17 protein-coding genes are annotated in these 17,809 nt (G+C 57.5%); 9 read left to right on the forward strand and 8 right to left on the reverse strand.

The genetic code is table 11. From position 1 onward, the window contains the following. The 3 genes from ACKLNI_RS20655 to alr are packed head-to-tail and all read right to left on the reverse strand — an operon-like array spanning position 1 to position 2,575. The gene (locus tag ACKLNI_RS20655; protein ID WP_413721000.1) at positions 1-762 is read right to left on the reverse strand and encodes an ABC transporter ATP-binding protein; all 762 of its coding nucleotides are present in this window, start codon (positions 760-762) and stop codon (positions 1-3) included. Continuing rightward, positions 759-1,529, reverse strand: a complete 771-nt coding sequence (locus ACKLNI_RS20660; protein WP_413721137.1) for an MlaE family ABC transporter permease — start codon at positions 1,527-1,529, stop codon at positions 759-761. Before ACKLNI_RS20660 ends, ACKLNI_RS20655 begins: the two co-directional genes overlap by 4 nt. Further along, positions 1,529-2,575, reverse strand: a complete 1,047-nt coding sequence (alr, locus tag ACKLNI_RS20665) for an alanine racemase (protein ID WP_413721001.1) — start codon at positions 2,573-2,575, stop codon at positions 1,529-1,531. The genes ACKLNI_RS20660 and alr overlap by 1 nt, the downstream gene beginning before the upstream one ends. Positions 2,576-2,674: 99 nt before the next feature. Between alr and ACKLNI_RS20670 the strand changes: the two genes are divergently transcribed. The 3 genes from ACKLNI_RS20670 (at position 2,675) to ACKLNI_RS20680 (ending at position 5,001) form a co-directional block, all read left to right on the forward strand. After that, the gene (locus ACKLNI_RS20670; RefSeq protein WP_413721002.1) at positions 2,675-3,316 is read left to right on the forward strand and encodes a histidine phosphatase family protein; all 642 of its coding nucleotides are present in this window, start codon (positions 2,675-2,677) and stop codon (positions 3,314-3,316) included. Positions 3,317-3,328: 12 nt separating this feature from the next. Next, entirely contained in the window at positions 3,329-3,940 is a 612-nt protein-coding gene (locus tag ACKLNI_RS20675) for a glutathione S-transferase family protein (RefSeq protein WP_413721138.1), read from the forward strand. 89 nt (positions 3,941-4,029) lie between these two features. Further along, complete coding sequence (locus ACKLNI_RS20680) at positions 4,030-5,001, forward strand: DUF3179 domain-containing protein (protein WP_413721003.1); 972 nt, start codon at positions 4,030-4,032, stop codon at positions 4,999-5,001. Between the two features lie 73 nt (positions 5,002-5,074). On the opposite strand, the gene carB is transcribed toward ACKLNI_RS20680, so the two are convergent. After that, positions 5,075-8,422 carry a carbamoyl-phosphate synthase large subunit gene (gene carB, locus ACKLNI_RS20685; protein WP_413721004.1) on the reverse strand — a complete coding sequence of 1,116 codons (3,348 nt, stop codon included), beginning with the start codon at positions 8,420-8,422 and terminating at the stop codon, positions 5,075-5,077. An 84-nt stretch (positions 8,423-8,506) separates the two neighbouring features. Beyond that, the gene (locus ACKLNI_RS20690; RefSeq protein ID WP_413721005.1) at positions 8,507-9,805 is read right to left on the reverse strand and encodes a glycosyltransferase family 87 protein; all 1,299 of its coding nucleotides are present in this window, start codon (positions 9,803-9,805) and stop codon (positions 8,507-8,509) included. Positions 9,806-10,197: 392 nt separating this feature from the next. Between ACKLNI_RS20690 and aspS the strand changes: the two genes are divergently transcribed. The 3 genes from aspS (at position 10,198) to ACKLNI_RS20705 (ending at position 13,637) form a co-directional block, all read left to right on the forward strand. Beyond that, positions 10,198-11,973 (forward strand): aspartate--tRNA ligase, encoded by a 1,776-nt coding sequence (gene aspS, locus ACKLNI_RS20695; RefSeq protein WP_413721006.1) that lies wholly within the window; start codon positions 10,198-10,200, stop codon positions 11,971-11,973. Positions 11,974-12,098: 125 nt separating this feature from the next. Further along, complete coding sequence (locus ACKLNI_RS20700) at positions 12,099-12,785, forward strand: GNAT family N-acetyltransferase (protein WP_413721007.1); 687 nt, start codon at positions 12,099-12,101, stop codon at positions 12,783-12,785. A gap of 120 nt (positions 12,786-12,905) precedes the next feature. Then, positions 12,906-13,637: a BglII/BstYI family type II restriction endonuclease gene (locus ACKLNI_RS20705; RefSeq protein ID WP_413721008.1), complete on the forward strand. Its 732-nt coding sequence runs from the start codon at positions 12,906-12,908 to the stop codon at positions 13,635-13,637. On the opposite strand, the gene ACKLNI_RS20710 is transcribed toward ACKLNI_RS20705, so the two are convergent. The 3 genes from ACKLNI_RS20710 to ACKLNI_RS20720 form a co-directional block, all read right to left on the reverse strand. Beyond that, the gene (locus ACKLNI_RS20710; protein ID WP_413721009.1) at positions 13,634-14,209 is read right to left on the reverse strand and encodes a L,D-transpeptidase; all 576 of its coding nucleotides are present in this window, start codon (positions 14,207-14,209) and stop codon (positions 13,634-13,636) included. The two genes, ACKLNI_RS20705 and ACKLNI_RS20710, sit on opposite strands and share 4 nt — an antisense overlap. 146 nt (positions 14,210-14,355) lie before the next feature. Then, entirely contained in the window at positions 14,356-14,988 is a 633-nt protein-coding gene (locus tag ACKLNI_RS20715) for an MT-A70 family methyltransferase (RefSeq protein ID WP_413721139.1), read from the reverse strand. Between the two features lie 88 nt (positions 14,989-15,076). After that, complete coding sequence (locus ACKLNI_RS20720; protein ID WP_413721010.1) at positions 15,077-15,793, reverse strand: response regulator; 717 nt, start codon at positions 15,791-15,793, stop codon at positions 15,077-15,079. A gap of 146 nt (positions 15,794-15,939) precedes the next feature. On the opposite strand from ACKLNI_RS20720, the gene mce reads away from it, so the two are divergent. The 3 genes from mce to ACKLNI_RS20735 all read left to right on the forward strand — a co-directional run bounded on the left by mce (position 15,940) and on the right by ACKLNI_RS20735 (position 17,790). Beyond that, the gene (mce, locus tag ACKLNI_RS20725; RefSeq protein WP_413721011.1) at positions 15,940-16,344 is read left to right on the forward strand and encodes a methylmalonyl-CoA epimerase; all 405 of its coding nucleotides are present in this window, start codon (positions 15,940-15,942) and stop codon (positions 16,342-16,344) included. Next, positions 16,341-16,628: a DUF1467 family protein gene (locus tag ACKLNI_RS20730; protein ID WP_413721012.1), complete on the forward strand. Its 288-nt coding sequence runs from the start codon at positions 16,341-16,343 to the stop codon at positions 16,626-16,628. Before mce ends, ACKLNI_RS20730 begins: the two co-directional genes overlap by 4 nt. 220 nt (positions 16,629-16,848) lie before the next feature. Further along, complete coding sequence (locus tag ACKLNI_RS20735) at positions 16,849-17,790, forward strand: lipocalin-like domain-containing protein (RefSeq protein WP_413721013.1); 942 nt, start codon at positions 16,849-16,851, stop codon at positions 17,788-17,790. Positions 17,791-17,809 lie beyond the last annotated feature (19 nt).

Here is a 17,809-nt window from a genome sequence, read left to right on the forward strand (position 1 = left end):
TCACCTCACGGTTTCGATTGGTCCTTCGGCGCTCCCGGTGATGAACTGCGTCAGGTAGGGGTCGCCGCTGTTGTCCATCTGGCCTACTGGTCCGGTCCATCGGATCTTTCCACCGTGCAGCATTGCCACATTATCGGCAATGGCGCGTACAGATGTCATGTCATGCGTGATGGTCATGGCAGTTGCGCCCATTTCGACCACGATCTCCCGGATCAGGTCATTTATGACTCCGGACATGATCGGATCGAGGCCGGTCGTCGGTTCGTCGAAGAAGATGATCTCCGGCTCTGCAGCAATAGCGCGCGCAAGGCCGACGCGCTTTTGCATCCCGCCCGACAATTCAGCCGGAAACAGGTCAGCCACATCGGGCGTCAGACCGACGCGGCGCAATTTGTCGAGAGCGATCTCCCGCGCTTCGGCTTTCGGTTTCTTCAGTGAGCCCCTCAGAAGCCGGAAAGCCACGTTTTGCCAGACCGGCAGAGAGTCGAAGAGCGCGCCTCCCTGAAACAGCATGCCGAACCGAGCTAGGAAGGCATCGCGGTCGGCGCTGCCTTGCTTCAACAGCGTTACGTCCTGGCCGTCGACAAGAATTTCGCCACTGTCGGGTTCGATCAGGCCGAGCACACATTTTAGAAGGACGGATTTTCCTGTGCCGGAACCGCCAATGATGACCATGCTTTCGCCCTTGGGAATCGACAGATCGACCCCGCGAAGAACCTGTTTCAGTCCGAAAGCCTTATGGACGCCCTTGAGTTCGATCATGCGGAGAAAAACAGTTCGGTAAGGATGAAGTTCGCCGCCAGTATTAGGACGCTTGCGGCGACGACGGCACCCTTTGTGGCCGCACCAACGCCAGCCGCGCCGCGGGCGCTCTGCATTCCGAAGAAACAGCCCATCAATGCGGCGAGAAAACCGAAAACCGCACCCTTCGTGAGCGATGATACGATGTCGAGCGTCTCAAGGAAATCAACGGTGTTGCGCAGGTAGGTCGCCGCGTTGAAACCAAGCCGCTCCGTGCCAACCAGATATCCGCCCATGATCCCGATTACGTCACCAACAGCGACCAGTACGGGCATCACCAGCGTGGCGGCCAGTACGCGGGGCAGGGTGAGATACTTCATCGGATTGGTGGATAGCGTTACCAGCGCATCGATCTGCTCGGTCACCTTCATGGTTGCGATTTCCGCGGCGATGGACGAGGTGACGCGGGCCGCTATCATCAGTCCGACAAGTACTGGTCCAAGCTCGCGCACCATGCCGATGGCCACGATCTGCGGGACGACGGCCTCTGCCGAAAAACGTGCGCCGCCGGCATAGATCTGCAGGGCCAATGCGCCGCCGGTAAAGATGGTCGTCAACCCGACTACAGGAAGTGAGAAGTACCCTATCTGCATGATTTGAATCAAGAACTCGCGCGGGTACCAGGGAGGGCGTGCAAGGTGGCTGACTGTTTCAGCCGCAAACAGGGCTATGCGCCCGATGGCTGACAGCAGGCCCAGAAAAGTACGTCCGATAGTGGCCAGCCAAATCACGCGATGCCCTCGTAGGTGCGAACATAGCGGGAGCCTAGCGACGTCAGGATTTCGTAGCCAATAGTGCCAGCGGCTTCCGCAAGGTCGTCGACCCCCTGGTGCGTTCCCAAAATCTCGAGGTGTTCCGGAACCTCATCAAGATGACTTACGTCGATGGTGATCAGGTCCATGGATACCCGACCGACCACAGGACATGGAACGTCGCCGGCAAAAACCTTCGCCCTTGGTCCCATGGCGCGGATCAGGCCATCGGCATAGCCGGCGGCAATGGTTGCAACCTGGCTTTCGATGTTGGCGGTCCAACTGTTGGCATATCCGACTGTCTCGAATGGACGCACGGTGCGCACCTGTATGACCGGAGCCGTCAGCCTGACCACGGGGGTCGCCTCGGAGAAAGGGAGACCTCCGTACAATCCCACGCCCGGTCTGACGAGGTCGAAATGATAATCTGGGCCCAGAAGGATCCCGCCGGTTGCTGCGAGCGAGCGTCGATGAGCGATTCCGTCAGTCAGCTCGTGAAAAGTCCTTAGCTGGTGATGGTTCATCGTGTGGTCCGGCTCGTCCGCACAGGCGAGATGGCTCATGACCAGCCGTGGTCCTGCGCTCATCAAATCGCTGCGCAGATCAGTCCAGTCGTCCGGCTCCATTCCTAGGCGATTCATTCCGGTGTCCAGTTGGACCCCAAAAGGTTTGCCGGGCGCCTCGTTGAAATGCCGGGTTACTTGTTCGGGGGAGTTCAGGAGCGGTATCAGGTTGGCCGAGTTCAGTACGTCCGTATCGTGGGCCATGTGCCCCGAGAAGACATAGATATCGGCATCCTTTCCCACCGCTTCCCGAACGGTTTTCCCTTCGCTGGCGACTGCCACGAAAAAGCTTTTGACGCCAGACTTCCAAAGACGGCGGGCGACGCGACTGGCGCTCAGACCGTAACCGTTGGCCTTCACAACTGCGGCTGTCTCGACGTGATCAGATGTCTTGGCGTTCAGCGCCGTCCAGTTGGCGGCGATGGCGTCAAGGTCGATGGTCAAGTGTGCGGAGCCCATGGTCTCTCGTTTCCGTCAAGCTAAAGGAAGGGTCAAGTGGAAAGGCGCGGATTGGCATTTCGCCGCGTGTCGGGTACGTCCTTCGGGAAGGAGATGCGCATGGGCGAAATCATCATGGTCCGCCACGGGCAGGCCAATAGCCAAGCCACCACCGAAGAAGACTATGACCGGCTGAGCGATCTCGGCAAAACCCAATCGAATTGGCTGGGCGACTGGCTTCGCGGGCATGACTACATCTTCGATCATGTCGTCTCCGGCACGCTGTATCGACACCGCCAGACGGTGGCTGGCATGGGCTATGACGCCGACGAGGATCCCCGACTGAACGAGATCGACTATTATACGCTCACTGACGCGCTGCACCGGATCAAGGGAGAACCACTGCCGACGGGCGACACTTTCGCGGACCACATGCCCAAGGTCTTCGCCGCCTGGCGCGAGGCCGAGATCGAAGGTGCAGAACCTTACCATGCATTCGAGGATCGAGTGGCCGCGTTGTTGGCAGATGCCGCGCAGCCGGGACGTCGCGTCCTCTGTGTGACGTCGGGCGGCGTTATCGGCATGGTGCTGCGGCACCTTCTTGATCTCGACATCCTGAAGATGAGCCGGGTCATGCTGCCTATCTGGAATACTTCGATCCACCGACTTCACGTCCGTCAGACCGAGACCATTCTCGCGGGCTTTAACGCGATTCCCCATCTGGAAGAGCCAGGCCGCGCCCATGCCCGAACCTACTATTGAGGCCCATACATGCTGAAACTCTATTGTGCTCCGAGAACGATCTCGATCGCGGTGACGACGTTACTATACGAGAGCGGAATTCATTGGGAACCGATCAGGGTCGATATCGCCGGGGGTGAGCAGACCCGCCCTGACTATCACGCGATCAATCCAAAGGGTCGGGTTCCTGTACTCATGACCCCAGAAGGGGCACTGACCGAGACCGGCGCAATCCTCGAATACTTGGCCGAGACTGCTGCGCCCGGTTACGTGCCTGCCGATCCATTGGCTCGGGCACGGATGCGCGAGGTCATGTTCTATCTCGCTTCGACCATGCACGTTAATCACGCCCACAAAATGCGCGGCCGTCGCTGGGCAAACGAGGAGGCTTCGCTTGCCGACATGACGGCGAAGGTGCCCCAAACGATGACGGCCTCCTGCGCTTACATCGAAAGTCTGATCGTTGGTCGCTATCTATTCGGTGCCGATCCTACTCTCGCTGATTTTTACCTTTACGCCATTTGCACCTGGCTTGAGGGCGATGGGGTGAATGTGTCTCAATTTCCCAAGCTGTCCGCATTCATCGAGGCGATGGAGGCTACTTCGGGAGTGCGTCAGGCACGTGCGGCCGGTCTTATCATTTGAGCCTGACGTTTGATCAAGCTCGCGTGAGGTAGGCTGTGCCGAGCTGATTTTCTATGTCACCTTCGGAATGAGATTTCGGAGGAACTGCCATGCACACTTTCCGATTGGCATTCGCCGCCGCATTTTTCCTTGTGTTCAATTCAGCCTCCGCCGACCCCAACTTCTGGAGGCACGAATGGCCGGAGACCGATTTCTCTGTGACGTCCATCGACAACTGGGTCGAGATCATGTCGGGTGGGCCACCGAAGGACGGTATTCCGGCGCTGGACGATCCTCAGTTAATTTTAGTCGCTGATGAAAAACGGATCGGAGACCGGGAGGCGGTGATTACGGTGGAGATCCAGGGCGAGCGCCCTCGCGCCTATCCGATCCGTTACCTGACGTGGCATGAAATCGTGAACGACGAAATCGGTGGCGTGCCCGTGGCTGTCACGTTCTGTCCCCTCTGCAATTCGGGAATCACGTTTGATCGGCGTGTGAAAGGGCGCGTCCTTAGCTTCGGCGTTTCGGGCAAACTCCGTTTCTCGGATATGGTTATGTATGATCGTGAAACTCAAAGCTGGTGGCAGCAGGCTATTGGCGAGGGGATCGTCGGAGAAATGACCGGTGTGCAACTGACTGCGCTTCCGACTTGGATGGAAAGCTGGGGTGAATATCGGGAACGCAATCCCGATGGCCTCGTGATGGCTCAACCGGCCTGGCCAAGACAATACGGAAGAAACCCTTACGTCGGTTACGACAGTTCCCGCCGTCCGTTTCTCTATAATGGTGAATTGCCGCCCCACGATATCCCAGCGTTAATGAGAGTCGTCCGGGTGGGTGATCGCGCGTGGACGCTCCAGCGCCTCATGGACGAGGGCCAGATCGTTGAAGCCGGAGTGACAATCAACTGGGCCTCAGGTCAGGCCTCGGCGCTTGATCACTATGGCATAGGCGAGGGCAGGGATGTGGGAACAGTACGCGTTCGCGATGCTTGGGGAAAAGATGTCCCGCATGATGTCATGTTCGCTTTTGCCTTCCACGCCTTCTATCCGGACGGAGAATGGATGCTGGGTAGGTAACTGCAGATCAGAAGGTCTGCCGGCAGGCCAAGTTTTGCCCTCGAAAAACGTCCACCTCGATGGGGCAGATGCCTCAGGCCCCTTGCAGCGACCTGACCCCCAGTTCCCCTTCCGCTCGCGATGCCATCGCAAGTGCCGCTGCATGAGCTGCTGCCGCAGTGGTGAAGTAGGGGATCTTGTCCATCAAGGTCACGTTCCGCATTGACCGAGAGTCCTCGATAGCCTGCGCGCCTTCCGTGGTGTTCATCACGAGGTGGACCAAACCGTCCTTCATCACGTCAACGATGGTGCGGCCTCCTTCATAGGCCTTGTTCACGACCTTCGAAGATATGCCGTTTTCAGTCAGGAATGCAGCGGTGCCACGCGTCGCGAGTATTTCCAGGCCAAGATCGTGCAAAATCCGAGCCGTCTCGATCAACTGGGGAGTCTTGTCCTCGTCCTTGATCGAGAGGAATACGGTTCCTGTCTCCGGCAGATGCGTACCTGCGCCAAGCTGTGCCTTCAGGAATGCCCGCGGGAACGATCTGTCCCAGCCCATCACCTCACCGGTCGAGCGCATCTCGGGCCCAAGCAGCGTATCGACGCCCGGGAAGCGGGCAAAGGGAAGTACCGCTTCCTTGACGCTGAACCAGGGCGTGCGGAAATCGGCCAGCGCCATCGGGTCGCCCATCGGGATCGTGACGTCGTCACTGACAGGCTGGTGCGGTGCAGCTTTCGGGAAGGCCGAGAGTTTCTCGCCTGCCATCAGACGCGCTGCGATCGATGCTATGGCTGAGTCGGTCGCCTTCGCCACGAACGGAACAGTACGGGACGCGCGCGGATTCACTTCGATCAGGTAGACTTCGTACTCACCCTTTTCGTTCGCTTTGATCGCGAACTGTACGTTCATCAGGCCAACGACGCCCAGTTCACGGGCCAATGCTTCGGACTGGTGGGTCAACTCATCAACGATCTCGGCGGAGAGCGTATGGGGAGGCAGCGAACAGGCGCTGTCACCCGAGTGCACGCCTGCCTCTTCGATATGTTCCATGATCCCGGCCACGTGAACGGTTTCGCCGTCACAGAGAGCGTCGACATCGACCTCGGTTGCGCCGGAAAGATAGGAATCGAGAAGAACAGGGCTGTCACCCGACACCACCACGGCGTCGCGGATGTATCGTCTCAGGTTGTCCATGTCGCGGACGATTTCCATTGCCCTGCCACCCAGGACATAGGATGGTCGAATTACGAGCGGAAAGCCGATGTCTTTTGCAATTTCAAGGGCTTCTTCATCAGAGTGGGCAATGCCGTTCTTCGGTTGCTTCAAACCGAGTCGGTTTACCAGATCCTGGAAACGCTCGCGGTCTTCGGCGAGGTCGATGGCGTCGGGCGTTGTGCCGAGGATCGGTATGCCGGCATCATGCAGGGCATTTGCCAGTTTCAAAGGCGTCTGGCCGCCAAACTGAACGATGACGCCATGCAGTGTGCCGTTGTCTTGTTCAACCCGTAGGATTTCCATGACGTGTTCGAACGTCAGTGGTTCGAAATAGAGACGGTCCGAAGTGTCATAATCGGTCGACACGGTCTCGGGGTTGCAGTTGACCATGATCGTCTCATAGCCGACATCCGACAGCGCGAAGCAGGCATGACAGCAGCAATAGTCGAATTCGATGCCCTGGCCGATCCTGTTGGGACCACCGCCAAGGATGACCACCTTTTTACGATCCGAAGGTCTCGCTTCGCATTCAACATCGCCCATGACGGGTTCTTCGTATGTCGAGTACATATAAGGTGTTTGCGCCTCAAATTCCGCGGCGCAGGTATCGATGCGCTTGAAGACAGCGGTAACGCCAAGGTTCTGACGTGCGCGGCGCACGTTGTCTTCAGTGCGGCCTGTCAGCTTGGCAAGACGCGCATCCGTGAAGCCCAGCATTTTCAGCTGGCGGAGACCGTTTTCGGTAACGGGAAGACCATCCCTGCGGACCACGTCTTCGGCCTCGATGATTTCGCGGACTCTGGCGAGAAACCAGGGGTCAAAACTGGTCACGGCCTGGATTTCGTCGTCTGTCAAACCATGACGCATCGCCTGAGCAATCGTTCTCAAGCGGTCGGGAGTCTGCTTGGATATAGCGGCGATGATGGCGGCCTTATCAGGGGCACCTGGGATTTCAACCTCGTCGAATCCGGTCAGGCCTGTTTCCATCGAGGCCAATGCCTTCTGCACGGATTCGTGAAATGTCCGACCGATGGCCATTGCCTCGCCTACCGATTTCATCGCGGTGGTCAGGTGGGGCTCCGATCCGGGAAATTTCTCGAAAGCGAAGCGTGGGATCTTGGTGACGACATAGTCGATCGTCGGCTCGAAGGAGGCAGGCGTGACCTTGGTAATGTCGTTGTCGAGTTCGTCGAGGGTATAGCCCACGGCGAGTTTCGCGGCGATCTTGGCGATCGGGAAGCCGGTGGCTTTGGATGCCAGAGCGGACGAGCGAGATACCCGCGGGTTCATCTCGATGACGACCATTCGTCCATCTTCAGGGTTCACGGCCCATTGAACGTTCGACCCGCCGGTCTCGACGCCTATTTCCCTCAAGACCGCGATCGAGGCCGATCGCATGATCTGATATTCCTTGTCGGTCAACGTAAGAGCCGGGGCTACGGTGATCGAGTCCCCTGTATGAACGCCCATCGGGTCAACATTTTCGATCGAGCAGACGATAATGGCGTTGTCGGCGCGGTCGCGAACGACCTCCATCTCGTATTCTTTCCAGCCCAGAAGACTTTCGTCGATCAGGATTTGCGCGACCGGACTGGCCTCCAGTCCCCGTCGGCACATCTCGAAATATTCGTCCCGATTGTATGCTACACCTCCACCGGTACCTCCGAGCGTAAACGCAGGCCGGATTATGGCTGGAAGGCCGACTTCGTCCAAGGCGGCCATAGCGGATTCGAGACCTTTCGGAACATCATAACGCCCCGAGGCGGTCTTTGGCGCAGCCACGATCGTGGCGCGAGGGTTTTCCAGGCCGATTCGATCCATGGCCTCGCGGAACAGCTTGCGGTCTTCGGCCATCTCGATGGCCTCGCGCTTTGCACCGATCATCTCGACGCCGAACTTTTCCAGGACGCCCATTTCCTCCAGCGCAAGAGAGGTGTTGAGTCCAGTCTGTCCACCCATCGTCGGCAGCAGAGCGTCAGGACGCTCTTTCTCGATGATCTTGGCCACGACTTCGGGGGTTATCGGTTCGATATACGTGGCATCCGCCAAACCCGGGTCGGTCATGATCGTGGCCGGGTTCGAGTTGACGAGGATGACGCGGTAACCTTCCTCTCGGAGCGCCTTGCAAGCCTGGGCTCCAGAATAGTCAAATTCGCAGGCCTGTCCTATCACGATGGGACCAGCGCCGATGATCATGATCGACTTGATGTCGGTTCTCTTCGGCATCCGCTCTTCCCCTCACTGACCGCAAATTGTCGTGCGTTATAGGGATAAGCGAACCGGGTGCAAGGGGGGCGTTCAGATTGATGCTCAACCTGGCTGGTTCAATGTGTCGGGTGCTCTGTTCGCAGTGCCAGAGGAAGCACGGATAAAGATCATACCTGTTGCGACGATTGCGGCGAGCGATAATAGAGCGGTGTGTTGGGGATAGAAAGTCTCGAACGGGAAGGCCTTGGCCTCCGTCAAGAGCTTTCCCATCCAGAGGTGGCTGAAGCCCAACCAGACCGGGATCGAGGCCAGTGTGGCCCAACGCCAACCAAAATTGGGGGAAAGAGCCAAAAATATCAGAAGTGGCAGGGTGTAATAGTGCATCCACGCCAAGGGCCCGAAAAACAAAGACGCAACGGATATGAGGAGCAGCCTCACCCTTGCGCGATCATCGAAGGGCATGGAAGCCGTGATCCAGATGCTGAATCCGACGGAGACCACAAGTATTGCGCGGCTGAATTGTGAAACCCATGCGGTATCCAATCCCATCCTTGGGTCCGAGCAGGGGTCGCAGGGAAGAAAAGGCACGAAAAAGTCGTGTGCCGCAGTTTCAAATGTCAGATTCAGCCCCACGATGGGCATCAGTGATTCCATCCACGACACCCCCCGAAGGAAAGCCGCGTGTGGTTCGACGCCTGCAACAGCCAGACTTATCGCAGCAGCACTCGCCGCCGTGAGCGCAGTTGCTCCCGCGGCTCGCCAGCGGCGGTCAGCCAAAAAAATCACCGCGAGAATAATTGGAGTCACCTTGATGGCGGCGGCCAGCCCCAAAAGGACACCTGCCGTCGTATCCCGACCGGCGATATACCTTTCAAATCCGAGCAGGATCAGGAAGATTACGAGCAGTTGCGGTTGCCCTAGAGAAAGCGCGGCAGCAGCTGGAATTGTGGTTTCTACAAATAGAACGGCAAAGCCAGCGAACAGAACCGGTGAAACCGGTGTCCGCATGAGCCGCCATGCGATTAAGATCGAAGCTGCCAGGCTGGCCACAAGCAATACGCGTGCCCCATTGAAAAAACTGATGGGGTCGAAGGTGCCTGTAAACGGGGCTACGGCGAAGGCCCAAAGCGGTGGATAGACGTAATGCGACCCGCTATGTCCGGTTATTCCGTGGCTTTCGAGAACACCCCGCCATGCGGGATCATTGGCTATGGCAAAGCTCTTGGCGTTGCCGCCGTACAGCATGGGCGTGTCGCCGATCCAGGCAAAATGCCCGGCGATATAGATCGCGGCCATGTCGATGGCATAACTGTCCCAATAGCGCCAGACGGTCCAAGATGCCCAGGCGACCAACAGCAGGATGGCCCCTGCCATATCTCTTGATTGGTTCTTGCCCGTCATCGTTTTCCTTGCTTGCGCAAGCGCCGTTCTACAGGGCAAAGGAGACATTTGTTGGACAGGGATTGGGCGCGCTTTCGAAACAGTCTTACAGGTGCTCACATTTTGACTTCCTCGGTCTGTATGCTCTCCCATCGCACCTAGGGGAGTTATTGCGCCTATAATTCTTACATTTGTAGGTGGTCTCGTAAGCGCACCGACCATTTACGCCCTGCGACTTTCCCGAGGCGTCCGAATTCCATTCACTCGCGGGACTCGCGAGTTGCATCATTGGTCTCTGGTTCTTTTATTTTATTATGGAAATGTGCTGGTCCATTCTGACCGCCGCTTGACTTCCTTGCTTCGAAAAGGTGTATCGGCCCGAACCTCAGATATGATGCCCCAAGGGGAAAACCATGCACGCTTTTCGCAGCCATACCTGCGCCGCACTCAATGCCTCTCATGTGGGAGAAACCGTCCGCCTCTCGGGTTGGGTCCACCGTATCCGCGACCACGGAGGTGTGCTGTTCATTGATCTTCGCGATCACTATGGCATCACGCAAGTGCTGTGCGACCCCGATAGTCCGGTGTTCAACGATGTCGAGAAGGTGCGCAGCGAGTGGTGCATCAGGATCGATGGTAATGTTAAGGCGCGAGATCCCGAGCTGGTAAACCCCAAAATCCCGACAGGCGAAGTTGAGGTTTTCATTCGCGACATGGAGGTACTTGGGGCGTCAGAAGAGTTGCCGCTCATGGTTTTCGGCGACCAGGAGTATCCCGAGGAAACCCGCCTTCGTTACCGCTTTCTTGACCTTAGGCGTGAAGCCATGCAGTCGAACATGAAGTTGCGCTCTGATGTGGTGGCTTCGATCCGGCGTCGGATGTGGGACCAGAAATTCCGGGAATACCAAACGCCGATCATCACAGCGTCGTCGCCCGAAGGCGCCCGCGACTTCCTAGTGCCTTCGCGGCTCCACCCGGGCAAGTTCTATGCGCTGCCGCAAGCTCCGCAGCAATTCAAACAGCTTCTGATGGTGTCGGGCTTTGACAAGTATTTTCAGATTGCGCCCTGCTTCCGCGACGAAGATCCTCGTGCCGACCGTTCGCCGACGGATTTCTACCAGCTCGACCTTGAGATGAGCTTCGTCACGCAGGACGATGTCTTCGAGACCGTCCAGCCCGTGATCGAGGGGATCTTCGAGGAATTCGGGGGCGGCCATAAGGTCGACAAGCTCTGGCCGAAGATCAAATATGCTGATTCCATGAAGTGGTATGGGACCGACAAGCCGGATCTTCGCAACCCGATCAAGATGCAAGACGTGTCCGACCATTTCCGGGGGTCGGGTTTCGCCATTTTCGCAAAGTTGCTCGAGCAGGAAGGCACAGAGATTCGTGCGATTCCGGCTCAGAGCGGGGGCAGCCGGAAATTCTGCGACCGGATGAACGCATTCGCCCAGAAAGAAGGCCTTCCGGGCATGGGATATATCTTCTGGCGGGAAGGCGAAGACGGTATGGAAGCTGCCGGACCCTTGGCAAAAAACATCGGACCCGAGCGTACGGAAGCCATCCGCTTGCAGCTAGGTTTGGGCAAGGGTGACGCTGCTTTCTTCCTAGGGGGCAAGCCGGAAAGCTTCGAGCGCGTGGCAGGCCTTGCCCGGAACGTGATCGGTGACGAACTGAACCTGTCTGAAAAGAACCGCTTCGCCTTCGCTTGGATCGTCGATTTCCCGATGTATGAGAAGGACGACGAAGGCGGAATTGATTTCAGCCACAACCCGTTTTCGATGCCGCAGGGTGGGATGGACGCGCTTAAGGGCGATCCTCTTCAGGTTCTCGGTTATCAGTACGACCTCGCCTGCAACGGCTATGAACTGGTGTCGGGCGCGATCCGGAACCACAAACCTGAAATTATGTTCAAGGCGTTCGAGATTGCCGGTTACGGCGAGGATGAGGTGCGGAAGCGCTTCGGTGGAATGGTCAACGCTTTCAGATACGGCGCTCCACCACACGGGGGGTGCGCGCTTGGAATCGATCGCGTGGTGATGCTGCTGGCTGACGAGGCGAACATTCGTGAAGTCATGCTGTTCCCGATGAACCAGCGGGCCGAGGATCTGATGATGGGCGCGCCCTCCGAGCCAACCAACGAGCAGCTTCGCGAATTGCGGCTGCGTGTTCTACCACCTGAGGCCTGAATTACAGTCAGGCGTTGATTTTTCCCGTGGTTTGTCGACGCCGCACCAGCCGGCAGGCTTGCCGCGGGCGGTGTGAAACATCTTGATTGACAGGACAATGCCATGGGCTTCAGCCTTGTGACGCAATGAGCCTTACCGACTGGTCTCCTCCGCCATTGCCGTCCCGGTCTCCGATCCGGGGTCGCTACGCGACGCTTGAACCGCTCGCGCGCGCCCATGTGCGCGGGCTTCGCGCGGCGCATGGCGAGACCGGTGCTGACGCAATGTGGACATACCTTCCGGTCGGGCCATTCGAAGATGCCGGCTATGCCAACTGGGTCGAGTCAAACCGCATCCTGCACGATCCTCTACATTTTGCCGTCCGAATGGGAGATGGCCGCCTTGGCGGAACATTGTCTCTCATGCGCATTCACCCTTCCGCCGGGACGATCGAAACGGGCTGGCTGACATTTGCGCCTCGGCTGCAAAAGACACGCGAAGCGACGGAAGCGGTCTATCTTCTGATGCACTGGTCATTCCAGGCCGGCTACCGTCGTTTCGAATGGAAATGCGACGCCGCAAACACCGCCTCTCGCCGCGCTGCGCAGCGCTTCGGACTTTCGTACGAAGGCATCTTTCGGCAGGCGGCCGTTGTAAAGGGACGGAACCGGGATACGGCATGGTTCGCGGCAATTGACGGCGAATGGCCCGCGCTTCGTGATGCCTTCGAGCGTTGGCTGGACCCGGCAAATTTCGATGTTGATGGCAATCAGATTGAACGGTTATCCGACCTGACTGCACCGATCCTGGTCGCCAAGGACCCGGGACTCTAGAGCAAGACTGTCGCGGGCTTGATCGTCGAGAAGTCCCAGGAATGGAACGATCGGTGGAGGCCGGCAACTGCAGAAGTCTGAAGCTTGCTGAAAATACAGTCGGCGGCTAACACATCAATCATGCTTGATACGCTGAAAGAAGCCGGATTCGACATCCTCACCCGGAATCACGCTTCGGCAATTCTTGCCTATGATTTCCCGCGTGAACTCGAACTGCTTACTCGCGTACTTTCCGAATTTCGAATTCCACTGACTGAGGTTGTCATGGGGGGCGGGGGAGAAGCAGGGTTAACGCAACGCTTGCGGCATGAACTGTCGGACCTAAATTGGCGAAAACACAAGTTTTCCGTGCAGACCATTGTCGATGGGCGGGAGCGAGCGGGCGTCAGCCACGAGGTTGATCACGTCAAGTTCGCCGAGAAGGGGGCCTTGGCCCTGGAAATCGAGTGGAACAACAAGGATCCCTTCTTTGACCGCGACCTCGAAAACTTCCAGAGGCTGCACGCTCTCTCTGCTATAAGCCTTGGGATCATCGTGACCCGTGGCGCGTCAATGCAGGACAGTTTCCTGACGCACATCACGAACTGGATGAAGAGCAACGGATTGACTTCCGAGGATGACCTTGACCGGCTGGGTATAGGTGCGCGCACTCATGCGCAACAAAAGGCCGTCGCCGACCAGGTTGCTCGCGGTACACCGTTTGACGAAGCGTTTGCGCGCAAGTTCGTCGCCGACAAATTCGGTCAGGCCACCACGCATTGGGCAAAGCTGGAAGACCGGGTCTTGCGCGGCGTAGGTAATCCTTGTCCACTTCTTTTGATCGGTCTTCCGGCTTCTATCCTGACAGACTAGGCCTGCATTGGGTGCAAGTGCACCACAGTACCCATGGGAACGCGATTATAAAGGTCAATCGCGTAGTCGTTGATCAGCCGGGCACAGCCATTCGAGACCCGAGTGCGGATCGTTCTCGGTGCGTTAGTCCCGTGAATGCGCAACATGCTATCGCCTCCATTCGGATGGAACAGATAGAGCGCGCGGGCACCCAGCGGATTGTTCGGGCCGCCCGGCATCGCCTTCTCTTCCCATTGAGCATACTGCGGATTGCGCTGGATCATCTCGGCCGTGGGTTTCCAGGTCGGCCATTCCTTCTTTGCCCGGATCACGTAAGTTCCCGGTTCCCAAAGGTGGCGCTGGGCGACCCCAACCGGATAGTAGATTGCGCGGCCGTCCTCGAGCGTGAGGTAGAGCGCGAAGTGATCCGGATAGACATAGATATGGTTGGCTGGCGTGCCTTTTTTGACGCGTACAACGCGGGCCTTGAATGGATCGATTTCATCGTCCTTGCTTTGGGCAGCAAGTCCTGGATTGGCAGCAAATGTAGCAGCCGCCGCTCCGCCGAGTAGAAGTTCACGGCGTTTGAGCATTGGTATAAACCTCGTCAACACAATTTCCCCAGAGGCCAAATTACCATCAGGTTGTGCGTGGGTCAGGGCATTCGCGTGGAATTTGCGGGGAAATTTTCGGGACTGTCGCTTGATTGCCTCTTCAATTGGAGACTTTTCACCCGAGATTATTCTGCCGCCACCCCAGAATTATAGCTGTAGGTTTTCCAGTCGGGCTTGTAGTCCGCATCTGCCTGATTGCCCCAAACAGTCCAGCCTTTTCTAACGCCGCGACCGAACAATTCAAGGTAGGGGCCCCAGGAACAATCCTCGATGAGCCCGTACTGCTCGTCCGGTTTGCGGGAATGTTCACGCTTGCGGGACTGGATCATGTTGACCTGGCGACGACCAGGCGCCTCGGTTCTCGCGTTCTTGCCGCGTGTGCCGAACAAAAGAATTTCGGTCACGTTCCGAAAGTAAAAGCCGACGCCGCGGCCATCCGAACCACCATCCTTCCGGACCTTGTGCCAGATGATGTTCGACTTGTATTCAAAGCCCCAGGCAGTGAGCACCTGCAGGCCTTCGGGCAATAATGCATTCGGCACCCAAAGGTAACAATGCGCGCGCTCTTCAAGGTGGTCGACGACGGGCAGCGCGCATATGTCTTTCAGTTCCATCGTGGGATAACGTGCCAGCCGCTTGTGCTCGGGCGCGACCTTGCCGGTCCGGTTGACGAATCTCCAAGGAGGGTCGGCAAGAACGCAGCCAAACCGGTCTGCGCCAAGAAAATTCTCAAGGTCTTGCGATGCGTCCTGCCCCATATCCAACATGATGGTCTTTCCGGCTCTCCTTGGCCAGTGGAACAATATAGGAACGCGGTGTTCGCGACAACCTTGTTTCAGCGGCCTGTCATACTTCCATGAGCGCACCGATCCTGTTCTGTATTTCAGTTGCGATCCGTCTTGGTGTAGTGAAGCCCGCCTGTCCGTTTCGCAATGACGCCACCGAATCTCCGAGTTCGGCCAACATTTTGTCACCCGCTGCCGAGGCAAGGCTTTTCAGGAACGCCGCAAGATAGTTCAAGGTGCGGGCGTCCGGATCCGTTGTCAGAAGATCGACTGCCAGAGAGAGGTCATCCTTCATTGCGATGGGGTCCGGCTTAACATGGTCTTCGACCGGAATTGCAACGCGCTTCGGTCGTGTTTCGGCGGGCAAGAGCCCCAGGAGTGTGGTTTGAAACGCAGATATCGATGTCAGCGGTTTCGGCAGGAAAATATGGGCTCCTGCATCCATCGCAGCCTCTGCCTGAGTCTCGTCCCCAGAAGTCGCGATCAGGCCCTCGATCCGTGGATCCGCGCGGGACAACTGCGATATCAGCGAAAGGCCAGAGCCATCCGGCAATCCAAGATCCACAATCGCGACGCGTGGTCGATATGCGCATAGATGCTTTGTGGCCGAAGCCAGGCTCTCCGCTCTTCGAATGCGTGCTCCTGACCTTTGGCAAATCAAGCGAACTGCGTCGCAGGCAAACCGGCTGTCCTCGACAACCAGGATCATCACGCCAAGCAGCGGTCTATCAGCCGTTGGGGGCCTCTGCATCAGCAGGTCTTCAAGTGTCTCCGGCATCCGGCTCTCCATTCTAGATTCGTGCCAGTTTGGAAGAGCAATGGCTAATGGACCGTTAAGCGTGTCGCCGCGCTGCGGCGGCGTGTCTCTTGTCGGGACGGAAACGCAAGCCCATAACCTCTCTCAAGAAATGAAGGGGAAGAACCATGATCGGACGCCTTAACCATGTTGCTATTGCCGTGCCTGATCTGGCGGCAGCAGCTGATCAATATCGCGAAACGCTAGGAGCGAATGTCGGCGCCCCGCAGGATGAGCCGGATCACGGCGTGACCGTTATTTTCATCGAACTTCCAAATACCAAGATCGAGTTGCTCTATCCGCTGGGTGACAACTCTCCGATCAAGGGATTTCTTGAGAAGAACCCGTCTGGAGGGATTCACCACATCTGTTACGAGGTGGACGATATCGATGCATCGGCCCGGAAGCTGACGGATAAGGGCGCACGTGTCCTCGGTGACGGAAAGCCAAAGATCGGTGCGCATGGCAAACCAGTTCTTTTCCTGCATCCGAAGGATTTCAACGGCACGCTTATTGAACTGGAGCAGGTATGAATGTCGTTTCAGCCTTGGTCTTGCTGGCCGTCATTTGGTTCCTGACGCTCTTCATCGTCATACCTATCCGGCTTGAGACACAAGGGGACATTGGTGAACGGGTGGAAGGGACGCATGCCGGCTCTCCTTCGTCATCCTTCTCGATGAAGCGCAAGATCAGGATTACCACGCTGGTCGCTCTTCCGATCTGGCTCGCAGTTAGTGCGGTGATCATCTGGGGCGGCATCGGTGTGCGCGACATAGATTTCTTCGGGCGCATGGGGCCTCCGAGCGAGCAGAATTGATTGCTCGTCGCTTCAGACCTTGCAGGCGGTTCGACACACTCCATCTTCTTTAGGGATGAAAACTTGGATGTCGAAACGCCTGCTGTGGATTCTGATTTTTGGGCTTGCCGTTAACGCTAGTCCAATAGGGAGCCACGCTCAGACTCCTTTGGCGAGGGACGCGGCTGCCTCGCTATACCAAGAGTTGCTCAACATCGGGCGTGATGCCGACTTTCCTTCGTTGTCCGGACCTTGGCGACTTTCGCTGCCGGAGGATCATGGCGCACACCCTGCAGCGCATATCGAGTCATGGGGGATCGTAGCCCATCTTCGCACCGAAGAGGGCGAGTTGGTAAACCTACAGTTCTCACTGGCGCGACTTGGGCTGCGTTCGCCGGACGCGGCTCTGGGACAGTTCGATCTGCGAGAACTCTATCGCGCCCATATAGTCGCCGTGATGACGCAGAGCGGAGCCAGATGGGCCGATGAGCGGTTTTCCAGAGGTCTGGGTGCCGCAGGAGATGACGGAGCATCGGGAGTTGTCTGGATAGATGATTGGCGCTTGTCTTCAAGTGGCAAAGCCGAAATCGACCTTGAGATTTTTTCTGCAGGCGAGGCTATAAGTCTTCGCTTTCACGAAGGAAAATCTCCAATTCAACAGGCGGCGGATGGCAAGGTTCCATTCCGCGGTTTTGCCTTGCCCCGAATGAGCGTTGAAGGTCGGATCGGTAGTAATACCGTGACCGGGACTGCCTGGCTTGACCGGCTTTGGGGCGACGTTCCCATGCCGGGAGGTCCGATTGCTTACGACCGTGTGATCCTTCACCTGGATGACGGTTTCGACATTGGCCTTGTCAGAACCCGCCGGCAGGATGGGGGAGGGATCGCGACTCTTGATGGCGTCGTCGTCGACGGATCAGGTACAGTGTCGGCAATAAGCGATGAGACGATCGAGATGACGGCCGTCAAGGCATGGCAAAGCGAAAAGGCCGGCGAGGCCTATCCAGTTGGCTGGCGAATTGCCGGTGCCGGACTTGATCTGGACGTGTCGCCAATCCAAGAAAACCAGCGTCACACATTTGCCAGCCCAGTTTGGTTGGGAGGAGTTCGCGTCGAAGGGACCCGCAACGGTCAGCCTGTATCCGGCGTAGGGTCGCTGCAACTCTCGGGCTACGAGGAATGATCTCTGCGATCAGATTTTT

Source organism: Silicimonas lutimaris, from assembly GCF_047314965.1.
Lineage (GTDB): Bacteria > Pseudomonadota > Alphaproteobacteria > Rhodobacterales > Rhodobacteraceae > JAVJUV01.

Excerpts from the sequence above, each read along its gene's own strand:
- ACKLNI_RS20655 (WP_413721000.1), bottom strand. The coding sequence starts at position 762 with ATGATCGAACTCAAGGGCGTCCATAAGGCTTTCGGACTGAAACAGGTT.
- alr (WP_413721001.1), bottom strand. The coding sequence starts at position 2,575 with ATGGGCTCCGCACACTTGACCATCGACCTTGACGCCATCGCCGCCAAC.
- ACKLNI_RS20670 (WP_413721002.1), top strand. The coding sequence starts at position 2,675 with ATGGGCGAAATCATCATGGTCCGCCACGGGCAGGCCAATAGCCAAGCC.
- ACKLNI_RS20680 (WP_413721003.1), top strand. The coding sequence starts at position 4,030 with ATGCACACTTTCCGATTGGCATTCGCCGCCGCATTTTTCCTTGTGTTC.
- carB (WP_413721004.1), bottom strand. The coding sequence starts at position 8,422 with ATGCCGAAGAGAACCGACATCAAGTCGATCATGATCATCGGCGCTGGT.
- ACKLNI_RS20690 (WP_413721005.1), bottom strand. The coding sequence starts at position 9,805 with ATGACGGGCAAGAACCAATCAAGAGATATGGCAGGGGCCATCCTGCTG.
- aspS (WP_413721006.1), top strand. The coding sequence starts at position 10,198 with ATGCACGCTTTTCGCAGCCATACCTGCGCCGCACTCAATGCCTCTCAT.
- ACKLNI_RS20700 (WP_413721007.1), top strand. The coding sequence starts at position 12,099 with ATGAGCCTTACCGACTGGTCTCCTCCGCCATTGCCGTCCCGGTCTCCG.
- ACKLNI_RS20705 (WP_413721008.1), top strand. The coding sequence starts at position 12,906 with ATGCTTGATACGCTGAAAGAAGCCGGATTCGACATCCTCACCCGGAAT.
- ACKLNI_RS20710 (WP_413721009.1), bottom strand. The coding sequence starts at position 14,209 with ATGCTCAAACGCCGTGAACTTCTACTCGGCGGAGCGGCGGCTGCTACA.
- ACKLNI_RS20715 (WP_413721139.1), bottom strand. The coding sequence starts at position 14,988 with ATGGGGCAGGACGCATCGCAAGACCTTGAGAATTTTCTTGGCGCAGAC.
- ACKLNI_RS20720 (WP_413721010.1), bottom strand. The coding sequence starts at position 15,793 with ATGCCGGAGACACTTGAAGACCTGCTGATGCAGAGGCCCCCAACGGCT.
- mce (WP_413721011.1), top strand. The coding sequence starts at position 15,940 with ATGATCGGACGCCTTAACCATGTTGCTATTGCCGTGCCTGATCTGGCG.
- ACKLNI_RS20730 (WP_413721012.1), top strand. The coding sequence starts at position 16,341 with ATGAATGTCGTTTCAGCCTTGGTCTTGCTGGCCGTCATTTGGTTCCTG.